Raw genomic sequence first — 12,912 nt, forward strand, 5'->3', positions numbered from 1 at the left:
TCTCAGCGGCGGTAGGTTTCGCGGTGCCAGACATACAGACCGGCCCCCGCGATCACAAGCGCGCCGCAGATCGTCCAGAAATCGGGCAGCTCGGCAAAGAACAGCGCTCCCCATGCGGCGGCGAACACCAGCCCGGTGTAGGAATAGGGCGCCAGCATGCTGGCCTCGCCAAGGCTGAAGGCGCGGATCAGCGCCAGCTGGCCGAAGGTTCCGAAGAGCGTGATCAGACCGATCAGCCCCCATCCCGCCGCATCGGGCATGCGCCAGAATGCGGGAACCGCCAGGGTCAGCAGGACGGTGCCGACAAGGCCCGTATAGAACAGAGATGTCCAGACATCCTCTTTGGGGCCGAGCCGCCGGGTCAGAAGCGAATAGGCGGAATAGCAGGCGGCGGCTCCCAGCGGCAGCAGGGCGGCGATGGAAAACACGTCGCTGCCGGGACGGATGATGATCATCGCCCCGATCAGTGCGAAGGCGATCCCGGCAATGCGCCGCGGTCCGAGCGATTCGCCCAGGAACAGCGCCGCGCCCAGCGTGATCAGGACCGGGTTCACGGCCATAAGCGCGGCGGCATCGGTCAGCGGAATCAGGCTGATCCCGGTGAAAAACAGCGCCGTCGCGCTCATCAGGAGAACGGAGCGCAGGAATTGCAGCCAGGGGTGACGGGTGTGGACGACGGTGCGCAATCGGGGTGCGACGAGCACCAGAACCAGGAGCATCTGGCCCGTGTAGCGCGCCCAAACCGTCGGAACGATCCCGATTCGCAGCGACAGTGCCTTGGCCGAAGCGTCCATCAGCGTGAAGCACAGGATGGCCGTGATCATGAGAAGGATCGCGCGGTTGCGCGGCTGAACCAGAGCGGCTTCGGTCATTGCCCGCTCATTCGGAATGGCGCCGGCGGGGGCGCGAGGCGGGCAGGGAAAGTCTGGTCATGGACAAGGTGATAGGGTCTGACGAGCGGGCTGTCCATCGCAGAGATGGGCGCGGCGCGTCGCGGCACCGGGGGGCGGCGCACCTTGCGTCCCGTGCCGGCATCTCCGTTGCCGGGTCTCAGTCCGGATCGTCGGGATCGTCCGGCGTGACAAGTTCGATTTCCCCGGCCTGTTCCAATCCGCGGATCGCCGCGATCACCTCGGCCATCGCGGCTTCGCCGTCGCAGGGACGCACAGCGCCTTTGTCGGCGATCTCTTCGCGAAGGTTGTCGGCCATCCGGCCGGACATGTTGGACAGCAGGAATTCGGCGGCGGGCGCCGTGTCGTCGTCCGTCGCCGCGGCCAGGGCGGTGATCACGGCGGCCGGGTCCACCGCGCGGAGAACCCTGGGCACGTCGCGGGGCGCGACCCGCGCGGGGATATGCGCGAATGTAAAGATCGATCTGCGCACACTGGTGGCGAAACTGGCGTCGGCTTCGTCCAGCCCCGTCAGCATGTCATTGCGCGTCGCGGCAGCGGATTGGTTCAGGATCGCCCCGACGCGGGCGCCGGGATCGTCGTCGAAGGCAAGCAACGGCTTCTGGTCCATCTGGCTGGCGAGAGAGAGACCGATCCGGTCGACCGCTTCCGGCGTCACCTGGCCCGTCTGGGACACGGCATAGGTAATCCTGCGGGCCAGTTGTCCGGGCAGCTTGCCGAGCAGCGCCGCCGCCTTGGCCGTATCGAGCTTGGACAGGAGAACCGCTGCGACTTCGATGCTTTCGGCCTGGGCCATGGTCGCGAGGTCGGCGACGGGCAGGGCCCGCAACCGGACCCAGGGATCGCCAGCCTGGCGCACGCCCGCTTCCTTGCGCAACCGGGCTGCGGTCTGCGGGCTGATCTTTCCGTCCATCTGGGCCAGCGTCTCGGCCAGACCCTTCGGAAAGGCAAGGCCGATCCCGTCCAGTTCGCCGGCGAATTCTTCGATCACCGCGGACAGGGTGTGCCGGTCGACCAGCCCCATGCTGCCCATCTGCTGGATGAGACGCGCCTGAAGATGGTCGGGCAGTTCTTCGAGCGGCAGGTCGGCGCCTTCGTTGAGCAGCAGACGCACCACGATGGCCGCCTTGGCCCTGTTGTTCAGAATCTTCGGAGCCGTGACCGGGGATTGCGGCGCGTCCGTCCGTGCGGGTGTCATCGGCAACCGGGCGATATTGGCGTCGTTCTGCATCTGGATCAGCCTTGTCTTCACACCCCGATCTCGGGCGTTCCGACCTTAGGCGGACAGCCGTAAACAAAGGCTGAAATTCAGTAGCTGTAGGTGGTTCCTGTGCGGATCGCATCGCGCAGGGAGGCTTCGGTCCAGGTTCCGGCTCCGCCGCGCGCCTTGATCTCGCGCCACTGGGCGATGGCGTCGTCGATCCGGCCGTCTTCGACAAACCCCTGCGCCATGTAGGATCGCGCCAGGATATTGTCGGGGTTGCGCGCGATGGCCTTGCGGTAATAATCCCGCGCCCTCTCCGCCCGGCCCATCTTGCGATAGGTGAAGCCCCAATAGGTCAGGACCCGGTCTTCGGTCTGATCGTCCATTGCCGCCAGAACGCCCTGCGCGTCCGCATACCGCCCGGCATAGGCCAATTCGCGCACCGCCTGATAAAGCGTGTCGCCCTCCAGTTTGGAGTTCTGGGGATTGACGCATTTCTGGGCCTTGGCGTCCCAGACCATGGCGCCCTTGCAGGTTTTCGTCGTCTGGGTCGGTTTGGGCGGCGGGTCGTCGCTGGCGGCAAAGACGTAGGATGGCAGGGCGACCAGCAGGGCGGCGAGGATGCGCATCACGAGGCTCCGGCGGAAATGGGCTTGGACAATAATACCTTCCGACCCGGCTGGCGCCGGATCAGGATCCCGTCCTGACGGGTGTGGAAAATCAGCTGCTGATCTGCTCGACGCAGGATTCAGTGGCCGGATCCCAGATCGAGCCGGGCGCGCAGGATTGCGCCTGGTGGTCCTTGCCGGCGCACATGGCGAAGGAGATGGCGGGGAGCAGTGCAAGCGCCGCGGCGCAGGTGAGGGTCTTGAACGTCATGGTCGTGCCTCCTGTTGAACTGTGCAGGAGAGCATAGCCCGAAAGCGGATTCGGTCAAACCTTCATGTCCGCGCGCGCGGCCTCCAGCGCGGGATCGGTCAGTAATTCATCGCGACGGGCAAGATGCGCAGTGTTTTCAGTCCTTGAAGACCCGCGCAAAGATCGTGTCGACATGCTTGGTGTGATAGCCGAGATCGAATTTTTCCTCGATTTCCGCGGGGGACAGGGCCGCCAGAACGTCGGCGTCTCCCAGCAACTCGGTCTTGAAATCCTTGCCTTCCTCCCAGACCTTCATGGCGTTGCGCTGCACGAGACGGTAGGCGTCCTCCCGGCTGACTCCGGCCTGCGTCAGGGCGAGCAAGACCCGCTGGCTCATCACCAGGCCGCGGAACTTGTTCATGTTGGCCAGCATGTTGTCGGGGTAGATCACCAGCTTGTCCACGACCTGGGTCAGCCGGGCAAGGGCGAAATCCAGCGTGATCGTGGTGTCCGGGCCGATGTTGCGTTCGACCGAGGAATGGCTGATGTCGCGTTCGTGCCAGAGCGCCACATTCTCCATGGCCGGGACCACGGCCATGCGCACCAGCCGCGCCAGCCCGGTCAGGTTCTCGGTCAGAACCGGGTTTCTTTTGTGCGGCATCGCGCTGGATCCCTTTTGTCCGGCGCTGAAGAATTCCTCGGCCTCCAGCACCTCGGTGCGCTGCATGTGGCGGATCTCGATGGCGACGTTCTCGATGCTGCTGGCGACGACGCCGAGCGCGGTGAAGAACGCCGCATGCCGGTCGCGGGGGATCACCTGGGTGCTGATCGGTTCGGGTTCCAACCCCAGTTGCGCGCAGACATGTTCCTCGACCGCCGGGTCGATATTGGCGAAGGTGCCGACCGCACCGGAAATCGCGCCGGTGGCGATCTCCATCCGCGCCTTTTTCAGCCGGTTCAGGTTGCGGTCCATTTCCGCGTAGAACCGCGCAAAGGTCAGGCCCATCGTCGTGGGTTCCGCGTGGATGCCATGGCTGCGCCCGATCCGGACGGTGTCCTTGTGTTCCAGCGCGCGCCGTTTCAGCGCGGCGAGCAGGCCCTTCATGTCCTCGATCAGGATATCGGCGGCGCGCACAAGCTGCACGTTGAAGGTGGTGTCCAGAACATCGGAACTCGTCATGCCCTGGTGCACGAACCGAGCCTCGTCGCTGCCCACGATTTCCGCCAGATGGGTCAGAAAGGCGATGACGTCGTGTTTCGTCACGGCCTCGATCTCGTCGATCCGCGCCACGTCGAACTCCACATCCCTGGCTTTCCAGACCGCCCTGGCGTTCTCGCGCGGGATCACGCCGAGGTCGGCCATCGCGTTGCAGGCATGCGCTTCGATTTCGAACCAGATGCGGAATTTCGTCTCCGGCGACCAGATGGCGACCATGTCGGGGCGGGAATAGCGGGGGATCATTGGCAGCGGCACCTTTTTGTGATCTTTCGGGATTGCGAGCCTCTTAGACCGGCTTCCCTTGCGCGACAAGGCCAGAGGAGGCCGGGACCGAACCCATGATGGGAGGGCGCATGGCGCCGGGCGGACGGCACAGTGCAGGACAACGGAACCGGGGATGACGGACCAAGCCCGAAACGCGACGGATTTTCTGGGAACCTGGACGGTGCAGCGCGAGATTGTCCATCGGGACGGTCCCGTCGCGCAGTTTCATGGAACGGCGGTTTGGGAAGAGGCCGCCGGCGGCATGCTCTATACGGAACGCGGGCTGCTCGGGATCGCCGGTCATCCCGCCATCGCCGCCAGCCGTTGCTACCGGTGGAAACCCAACCTGACCGTGTGGTTCGACGACGGCCGGTTCTTTCACAAGGTGCCGCAATGCGGCGGCCCGGTATCACATTGGTGCGAACCGGATCAGTATGACGGATATTACGATTTCGGCCATTGGCCCGATTTCCGCGTCACCTGGCGCGTCGCCGGTCCGCGCAAGGCCTACCGGATGACCAGTCTCTACCGCCGGACCGAGGGATGACACGGGTTCAGACCGTTCTTACCGTCTCCAGAACGTCCTTGTTGACGCAGTAGTCGGGCGCGTGTTGCAGCGTGTCACATCCGGCCTGAAGCTCGGTGCAGGCGTCCTGATCGGAGCAGCTGCTGCAACGCAGGACCATGCCGCGGTATTTCGGTCCCTGCAAGTCGGGATTGCTGGCGATGAGATCGCCAAGGTCCGCGCCAAGGCGGCCCGCCATCCCGTTCACCAGATCGGTGCTTCTAGACAGTTTCGATAACAGGCCCATCGCGATATCTCCAGTGGGTCACAGATGCATTGCTGCAACCATGCCACAAGACGGGCGCGCGAGGTTTGACATGGATCAAGCATAGTTCGCCGTGAACGGGGCGGTCCGGGACGGAATTTCGTCTTGCGGCGATGCAGCATCTGGGGCATCAACTTGGAAATCTTTCTGAAAGCAGGAGACTTGCCCATGACACTCGCCGTTCCCAACCGGGTCTTGATCGACGCTCTAGGGCCGAAATCCGGGGCTGCGCTGCAATTGAAACAAGTGGCGCTGGTGCTCGCGGGCATCGCCGTTCTGGCGATTGCGGCGAAGATCCGGGTTCCGATGTGGCCGGTGCCGATCACCATGGGCACCTTCGCGGTGCTCAGCCTGGCGGCCGCTTACGGCGCGCGGCTGGGGCTGGTGACGATCCTCGGATACATGCTTGTCGGCGCGCTTGGCTTTGATGTGTTCGCGGGTTCGTCGGCCGAGGCCTATGGCCTGACCTACATGATGGGCAGCACCGGCGGCTACCTGGTCGGCTACGTGCTGGCGACCCTGGCGCTCGGTCTGCTGGCCGCGCGCGGATGGGACAGGTCCTTTGCGTGGATGGCGCTGGCACTGCTGATCGGCAATGCGCTGATCTACCTGCCGGGGCTGGCGTGGCTTGGGCATCTTCATGGTTGGGACCAGCCGATCCTTCAGTGGGGCCTGCTGCCTTTCCTGCCCGGTGACGTCCTGAAGCTGGCGCTGGCGGCGCTGACGATCCCGGCGCTTTGGCGTCTCGTGGGCACCGCCCGCGGCTGAGTCCGAGAGCCCGGCAATCATGGCGGCGGTCCGGATTCCATGATCCGGACCGCAGGACATTGAATGATGGACAAAAGCTGTCCATTCGGATGAAGATCGTGCAAAACGAAGGAGTCCGGATGTCCCGATCCCTTTCCCGTTCCATCGCGTTTTTGGCCGGTGCGCTGATGCTGTCCGTGCCCGCGGCGCGGGCAGACACGCCCGTGTCCTACACGGACAACGGCAGGACGCTGTTTTCCTTTGATGCGCCGGATTTCTGGACTGTCCATGTGGGCGGGCCGCGTGACCTTGTGGATCCTGCGACGGATGAAGCCCGTGCCGTCGGTCGCGTGATCGGCTTGCAACCGGCGACCGAACCCCGGCTCTGGGTGGGGTTCATTTCGCCTTATGGCGTCAACAGTTTTTCGCAGGTGCAGGATTATCTGAAGGATATCGGGCCGTTTCTGGTCGAGGATGCGGTGGTTGACAGGCGGAACGCCCGCACCGTGGCGGGGCGCACGGCCAGGACCATCTCGGGGCAGGGGCGGCGCAATGGCAAGGCCGTGGCCTTCACTGCCGTCGCGATAGATCTTCCCAATGATCGCATGGCGGTGTCCGTGGTCGTGATGGAAGCCGGACTCGATCCCGCCCGTGTGGAGGACGTGAACCGGATGTTCGCGTCGCTTCGGGTCGGAAGGTAGGAGACGCGGATGCGACATCTCTCTCTGCGCCGGGCGTTTCTTGCGGTGTTCCTGACCGGGTCGGTTCTTGGCCTCTCGGCCTGCGATCCCGCGACGACCAGCGTCAACGGATCTGTCGGCGTCGGCGTCTATTACGATTCCATGTTGTGGAACGACTATTACTATGGACACCCCAGACCGCCGCATCATCGCCCGGTTGATCCGCCGGTCACGCGACCGCCGGTGGGCGTCACGCCGCCGATCGGGATTGTGCCTCCAGGTGGCCGGCCGCCCACGGTCCACCCCCCGATCGCCAGGCCGCCTGTCGCACGACCGCCGATACACCGCCCGGTGGGCGGAGGCGGAAGGTTCCGCTGATCGCGGGTCAACCGGACCGCAGGCGGGTCACCACGCCTGCGCCCATTTCCAGCGTCCGGTGCACCGGGCATTTGTCGGCGACGCTCAGAAGACGCGCGCGCTGATCCTCGTCCAGATCGCCCGTGAGGTCGATCACCCGGTGGAACTGGTCGATCTTCGTGCCGCTGCCAGACTCCGCATCCTGCGCGTGCACCTTGTCATGGCTGACATCGACGCTGACGCCGGTCAGGGGCCAGCCCTTCCGACGGGCATACATGCGGATCGTCATCGAGGTGCAGGCGCCGAGACCGGCGGCCAGCAGCCCATAGGGCGTCAGGCCGCGGTTCGTTCCGCCGTATGACACAGGTTCATCCGCCAGAAGATGATGGTCCGGACCGGACTGCACGTCCTGCAGGAAACCTTCGGGATCAGCCTCGGTCACGCGGACAATGCCTTCGGGCGCGCCGGGCGGCGGCGCCGGCGGCGTCAGGTCGACATAGCGGGTCAGCCACGCGGCGATGACATCGGCGGCATATTCCGCGTCGCTGGCGCGCGAGACGAGGTGATCCGTATCGTCAAGGGTCACGAAACTCTTGGGGTGGCGCGCGGCGCGGAAGATCTCGCTGGCGTTCTCGATGCCGACGATGTCGTCCAGCGGCGCATGAAGCACCAGGAGCGCCGCTTTCAGCCCGGCGATGGCGGGGGCGAGCTCGCTGGCGGCGATATCTTCCACGAACCGGCGGGTGATCGGAAACGGGCGGCCGCCGATTGTCACCTCTGCCTCGCCGTCGTGCAGGATCTGGGGTAACGCATCCGCGAAATTGCGGGTGACATGCTCCGGATCGAACGGGGCGCCGATCGTCACGACGGCCTTGCGGCTGGGAATTCGCTTAGCCGCCTTCAGGACCGCCGCCCCGCCCAGCGAATGCCCGATCAGCAGGGCCGGCGGCATGTCGCGGCTCTCCAGATACCGGCTGGCTGCGACCAGGTCCTGTACATTGGAACTGAACGACGTGTTGGCGAATTCGCCTTCTGAATGTCCCAGTCCGGTGAAATCGAACCGGAGCACGGCAATCCCCATTCCCGCCAGCCGGGCGGCGATCCGGCGCGCCGCCGGAATGTCCTTGGAGCAGGTAAAGCAATGGGCAAAGAGCGCCGTCGCCAACACCGGGCCATCCGGCAGGTCGAGCCGCGCCGCCAGCATGACCCCGTCATGGCCGGGAAAGGTGATGCGTTCCATGGGCATGCGACACTCCTTTTGACCGCGACCCTGCGCGGGCCACCCACGCTTTCCAAGTCGGTTTCTCTTCCGTTCACGAATCCTTGACGCGCGTGAGGCCAATGTCTACCCAATGTCTTCGGAGCGTTCAGCATGGAACACTCCACCCCGATCCACGCGATCTTGCCGCCATTTCGCGAGGTTCGGCCAAAGATCTTCATCGAATTTCAAGACTGATCCGAAACGGTCTTTCTACGTTCGAAACGCCCCGCCCAACGTTGCCGCGCGTTCCGGGCGCCCGCGGTATGGAATAACGACACTGGAGACTTGAATGATTATTACCGGCGACAACCAGAACAACACCCTGAACGGCACCATTGACGATGACATCATCGAAGGTCTGGGCGGCAGAGACATCCTGAGCGGCCGCAATGGCGACGACCAGATGTTCGGCGGTGGGGGCAATGACACCCTGCGCGGTGGGGCGGGCGACAACCTGTTCGTCGGCGGCGCGGGGGACGACAGCTACATCCTCACCGGCCGGTACGAGCAAATCGAGATCGGACTGGGCGAGGATCTGGTCGATCTGAGCAATTTCACCATGGGCGACGGTTTCGTGACGCTCTATGCCGGGGCTTCGGCGCAGGGCATCTTCGCCATCATCGACGGTGAGGAAGACTTCGGCGTCATTCGCGTCGACAATGGGGCTGGCCCCGAAGGTCTGGTGTTCTTCGAAAATCTGAACAACGCGTTGCAACTGGTTCCCTCCAAGCCCGAAGGCGGGATGCAGATCATCGGCACAGCCTATGACGACGTCTTCATGATCGACACCGCCGAGCAGGGCTGGATCCAGATAACCCCGGGCGAGGGTGAGGACATCATCCAGATCGAAGGCACCGCCGGCACCGTGCGGCTGGATTACTCCGACATGTCGGACGGCATTTTCGCCAATCTCAAGTTCGGCACCATCGTAGATGGCGGCGCGGGCTTCAGCGTCGACCGGATCATCGGCTCGGGAGAGGTCAAGCAGCTGCGCGCGACCTCCCATGACGACATCATCTATGGCGGCAAGGGCGACACCACCTTCATCCTCGAACAGGGCAACGACTTCCTCGCCGCTGGGCGTGGCATCGACACGCTGCGCTACGACCGTTCGGGTGTCGATGCGATCACCGTCAATCTCGGCAGCGGCAGCGCGACAGGCACCTGGAACGGCGAGACCTTCAACCACACCTTCCGCGGCGTCGAGAACCTGCGCGGTTCGCGCGACGGCGGGGACAAACTGATCGGCAGCAAGGCCGACAACTATATCAACGGCAACGGCGGGCGTGACGTGATCGAAGGCAAGGGAGGCAACGACTACCTCCTGGGCGGCTCGGGTGCCGACCGGTTCGTCTTCAAGAACAACTCGGGCAACGACGTGATCGGCGATTTCGACGCCGCCAACAACAATGAAAAGATCGTCCTGAAAGGCGTGTCCGAGATCACCAGCTTCGCCGACCTGACGGCGAACCACATGACCGAGTTCACCGACGGCACGATCAAGCAGACCTATATCAGCGACGGGGCCGGGGTGAACATCACGCTCGAAGGTATTCTGATTGCAGATCTGGACAGTGGCGATTTCGTTTTCTGAACAGATGCGGGGCAGGGCGCGGCGAAAGGCGCTCTGTCTCCCCCGGACCGACTGCCCCATCAAGGCAACGTCGAAGGGACAGGTCGTCAGGTTCTCGCAGCCGTCCTCGATGATCAACACCCAGTCCTCGATCCCGATCGGGCAATCTCCGCTGGCTTCCGTGCAGATTGCCTTGCCGGGCGCCGCCGTGTCGGGAATGGCCACCAGCGGCCAGGGCGTCGTAGAGTCCGACTCCATGCATCAGGCAGCCGTATTTCCGGGTCTGGAACCCGTCGTCCGGCGGGTGCGCGTCGGTGGCCGGTGCGGGGATCGTGAAGCCGGTTTCAGCATCTCCATATCGGTCACGATGTGCCCATGCACGTGCCGCATTCCTGAAACCGGCGGGTCGTGCGCGGCCTGGTGCCGGCAGTCCCGTTTCGATCCATTCGCCGCCGCCCAGGTGTTTTCGGCATGCAGATCCGCGGCTTCGGCGGCAAAGGTCGAATTGTCCTGCAATGTCTTGTCGCCGCAGGACAATAGAACATCGACGCACCGGTCCGCTGTTCGCGCACCAGCGGGATAAAGTTACTGGCGAACGGCACATTCCTGGCGTCCCGGACCGCGATGGAGCCATCCGCGCCAAGCAGGACCGCGCGAAACGGGTTTTGGGTGTTCATGGTCCGCCTGCCCGCCGACAATGCCGGGATGGATGCGCGCCAGGCGTCGTCACCGGTTGCGACTGGAGTGATGTCGTTCTAAGGGAACTGGCCATGACCATCGTGTTGCAGGACAGGATACCCTACGACGTTTCGGAGCCGCGCGCGTTGCCGGGGCTGCAACCCCTGGCCATGCACGACTGGCTGATCGCGGACGAGGCTTTCGGCGGTCAGATGGCGGAACGCGAACGTCTGCTGGATGGTGCCCGCGACCGTGTCGTCGCGCTGGAGGATTCCGCCCTTGAGGCGGCTGGGGAACTGCTCGATCTGGTTCTGGAACTCGCCTATCCTGGCGAGCCGGACGTGGTGCTGCGGCCCGATGGCAAGCGCGTGACGCCTGATCGAGACGATCCGCTGGGCAGTCTGGGGCGGCTGGTGCAGGAAGATTTTTGCATCCTGCAGAAGCGGGGAAGCGAACATCTGCTGACCGGGGCCGTGCTGTGCTTTCCCGCCAGCTGGACCTTGACGGAAAAGTTCCGGCGTCCTTTGACCGCCATTCACGGTCCGGTCCACAGCTACGATGCGCCGATGGCCAAACGGGTGCAGCGCGTGTTCGATGGCGTTCAGGTCGGCCGGCCGATGTGGCGTTTCAATGCGTTGGAATATGCCGATCCGGCTCTCTTCCAACCGCGTCGCCTGTCGGAGCCGCGGGTTCCGTTGCGCCCGGACGAAGCGGGCTATCTGCGCAGCGAACGCCAAAGCATCCTGCGCCTGCCGCGCACCAGGGCCGTGGTCTTTTCGATTCACACTTATGTGCTGTCCCGTCAGGGGGTTGGGAGACGTTTGCCCGAATAATGCGTCTGCGCGACATTGCGTGCCGGCAAATTCACTCTAAGGTGCGGGCAAGGAACTTCGGGGGGCGGACATGACGACGGACAAGCCGGATCTGGGCGGGATTGACGACGTGACTGTCCTTTCGGAACTTTATGCCGACATGGTGCAGGGATGGATCTCCGCATTCCAACGGCCGGGTGACGATGCCGGTGGCGACGTGGAAACGGACTTTGGCCGCGACGTGATGGAACTGCTGGCGCGCGCGCAGATCGCCTGGCTGAACAGCGGGTTGCGGTACGGGCGGCAGATCAGCGACCTCATGCTGGCCCACAAGGGTGATCTGGGGGATTTCGCCGAGGCGCTGAAACCTCCGGCAGACGGTCCGCCGGATCGCCTTGATCTGCGCCAGACCGCCATGATCGACACGGCGCGGCGGCTTCTTCAGCAGGTCGCCGATGCGTCGCTCAGCGAGGCCGAGGCCCTGCGCGCCGAGCTTCTGAAGATCGAGGCGGAACTGCGCAGCCTCCAGAATGCGGGCGCGGACGCCGGTCCCAGGCGCAATGTCAGGATCAAGCGATGAACAACGACCATCAACAGGGGCGCGCCGACTGGGTCATCCCGGAACTGGGGTTCGAGGAGGAAACCGAACGGCTGCGCAAGGCGATTGCCGACTGGTTGGCCGGCGCCAACGCGGAAATGGCCGAGGCCCTCAGCTGGCAGTTCCTGGCCGGATCGAAATATTTCCGCCCGCTGACCATGTTCAGCTGTGCACGGGCCCAGACCGGCGAGGTTGCAGAGAACGTCATCCGTTCCGCCGTCGCGCTGGAGCTGTTTCACAACATGACACTGGTTGTGGATGACATCCTGGACCGGTCCGACACGCGCCGCGGCAAGGCGACCATGCACGCGAAATTCGGCACGCTGAATGCGCTGATGACTTCTGGCTACATGACCGCCGAAGCCTATCGCATGATGGCGGAGGATGCGCAGGCGGTGCGGCTGCTGTCGGAACTGATGACCCGGTTGGGGGCGGCGGAATGCGCCCAATGGCGCCTGCGCAAGCAGCCTCTCGGCGTGTCGGACTGGCGGATGCTGGCGCAGGAAGACACCGGGTCGATGTTCGAGGTCGCGGCCTGCCTTGCAGATCGCAGCGGTGCATTGCGCCGCTTCGGGCGCTATCTGGGCATGCTCTATCACGCCTGCGACGACGTGTCGGACGTGCGGGGCACCGATGCGCTGGGCGAAGGCGGCGGCGACGAAGACATCCGCGACGGCATCCTGACGCTGCCCGCCGCCATCGCGACCCTTGACCCGGACGTGGCCGCGATGTTCCGCGATCCGGCGCCGTCCAACTATGCGGCTCTGGCCGCCGCTTTTCGCGCGGCCTTGCCCGCCGCGGAGGCAGAGCTTGACGTCATCGCCGATCAGGCCCGCGCCGAAGCGCACCGCCATGCCGACGATCCCGCGCCGCTGCTGGCGCTGGTCGATCGCACCCGGATGCTGGGCTACAAGGTTTGA

Annotated in this window: 15 protein-coding genes; 8 read left to right on the forward strand and 7 right to left on the reverse strand. The window is 64.5% G+C overall.

Going from position 1 to position 12,912, the window contains the following annotated elements; translation table 11 throughout:
- Window positions 1-2: 2 nt before the first annotated feature.
- The 5 genes from QO034_RS13530 to purB form a co-directional block, all read right to left on the reverse strand.
- Window positions 3-872, reverse strand: coding sequence for a DMT family transporter (locus QO034_RS13530; RefSeq protein WP_284486078.1), 870 nt, complete (start codon window positions 870-872; stop codon window positions 3-5).
- A gap of 178 nt (window positions 873-1,050) precedes the next feature.
- Entirely contained in the window at window positions 1,051-2,109 is a 1,059-nt protein-coding gene (locus tag QO034_RS13535) for a flagellar motor switch protein FliG (RefSeq protein WP_284486139.1), read from the reverse strand.
- A gap of 110 nt (window positions 2,110-2,219) precedes the next feature.
- Complete coding sequence (locus QO034_RS13540) at window positions 2,220-2,744, reverse strand: tetratricopeptide repeat protein (RefSeq protein ID WP_284486079.1); 525 nt, start codon at window positions 2,742-2,744, stop codon at window positions 2,220-2,222.
- A gap of 91 nt (window positions 2,745-2,835) precedes the next feature.
- The gene (locus QO034_RS13545; protein WP_284486080.1) at window positions 2,836-2,994 is read right to left on the reverse strand and encodes a chitin-binding domain-containing protein; all 159 of its coding nucleotides are present in this window, start codon (window positions 2,992-2,994) and stop codon (window positions 2,836-2,838) included.
- 136 nt (window positions 2,995-3,130) lie between these two features.
- A complete protein-coding gene (gene purB, locus QO034_RS13550) occupies window positions 3,131-4,435 on the reverse strand; it encodes an adenylosuccinate lyase (RefSeq protein ID WP_284486081.1) in 1,305 nt (434 codons plus the stop codon).
- A gap of 154 nt (window positions 4,436-4,589) precedes the next feature.
- On the opposite strand from purB, the gene QO034_RS13555 reads away from it, so the two are divergent.
- A complete protein-coding gene (locus QO034_RS13555) occupies window positions 4,590-5,003 on the forward strand; it encodes a DUF6314 family protein (RefSeq protein WP_284486082.1) in 414 nt (137 codons plus the stop codon).
- Between the two features lie 7 nt (window positions 5,004-5,010).
- On the opposite strand, the gene QO034_RS13560 is transcribed toward QO034_RS13555, so the two are convergent.
- A complete protein-coding gene (locus QO034_RS13560) occupies window positions 5,011-5,268 on the reverse strand; it encodes a DUF6455 family protein (RefSeq protein ID WP_284486083.1) in 258 nt (85 codons plus the stop codon).
- A 186-nt stretch (window positions 5,269-5,454) separates the two neighbouring features.
- Between QO034_RS13560 and QO034_RS13565 the strand changes: the two genes are divergently transcribed.
- The 3 genes from QO034_RS13565 (at window position 5,455) to QO034_RS13575 (ending at window position 7,091) form a co-directional block, all read left to right on the forward strand.
- Entirely contained in the window at window positions 5,455-6,054 is a 600-nt protein-coding gene (locus QO034_RS13565) for a biotin transporter BioY (RefSeq protein ID WP_284486084.1), read from the forward strand.
- A 119-nt stretch (window positions 6,055-6,173) separates the two neighbouring features.
- Entirely contained in the window at window positions 6,174-6,734 is a 561-nt protein-coding gene (locus QO034_RS13570; RefSeq protein ID WP_284486085.1) for a hypothetical protein, read from the forward strand.
- Between the two features lie 9 nt (window positions 6,735-6,743).
- Window positions 6,744-7,091 carry a hypothetical protein gene (locus tag QO034_RS13575; protein WP_284486086.1) on the forward strand — a complete coding sequence of 116 codons (348 nt, stop codon included), beginning with the start codon at window positions 6,744-6,746 and terminating at the stop codon, window positions 7,089-7,091.
- 7 nt (window positions 7,092-7,098) lie between these two features.
- Here QO034_RS13575 and QO034_RS13580 read toward each other — a convergent pair whose 3' ends face one another.
- Complete coding sequence (locus QO034_RS13580) at window positions 7,099-8,316, reverse strand: bifunctional alpha/beta hydrolase/OsmC family protein (RefSeq protein WP_284486087.1); 1,218 nt, start codon at window positions 8,314-8,316, stop codon at window positions 7,099-7,101.
- 304 nt (window positions 8,317-8,620) lie between these two features.
- On the opposite strand from QO034_RS13580, the gene QO034_RS13585 reads away from it, so the two are divergent.
- From QO034_RS13585 to QO034_RS13610, 4 genes are all read left to right on the forward strand, one after another.
- Window positions 8,621-9,925: a calcium-binding protein gene (locus QO034_RS13585; RefSeq protein ID WP_284486088.1), complete on the forward strand. Its 1,305-nt coding sequence runs from the start codon at window positions 8,621-8,623 to the stop codon at window positions 9,923-9,925.
- 749 nt (window positions 9,926-10,674) lie between these two features.
- The gene (locus QO034_RS13600) at window positions 10,675-11,415 is read left to right on the forward strand and encodes a heme-dependent oxidative N-demethylase family protein (RefSeq protein WP_284486089.1); all 741 of its coding nucleotides are present in this window, start codon (window positions 10,675-10,677) and stop codon (window positions 11,413-11,415) included.
- A 70-nt stretch (window positions 11,416-11,485) separates the two neighbouring features.
- The gene (locus tag QO034_RS13605) at window positions 11,486-11,974 is read left to right on the forward strand and encodes a hypothetical protein (RefSeq protein WP_284486090.1); all 489 of its coding nucleotides are present in this window, start codon (window positions 11,486-11,488) and stop codon (window positions 11,972-11,974) included.
- A complete protein-coding gene (locus tag QO034_RS13610; RefSeq protein ID WP_284486091.1) occupies window positions 11,971-12,912 on the forward strand; it encodes a polyprenyl synthetase family protein in 942 nt (313 codons plus the stop codon). Before QO034_RS13605 ends, QO034_RS13610 begins: the two co-directional genes overlap by 4 nt.

The sequence above is a fragment of the Sedimentitalea xiamensis genome, assembly GCF_030164465.1.
In the GTDB taxonomy this organism is placed as follows: Bacteria; Pseudomonadota; Alphaproteobacteria; order Rhodobacterales; family Rhodobacteraceae; genus Sedimentitalea; species Sedimentitalea xiamensis.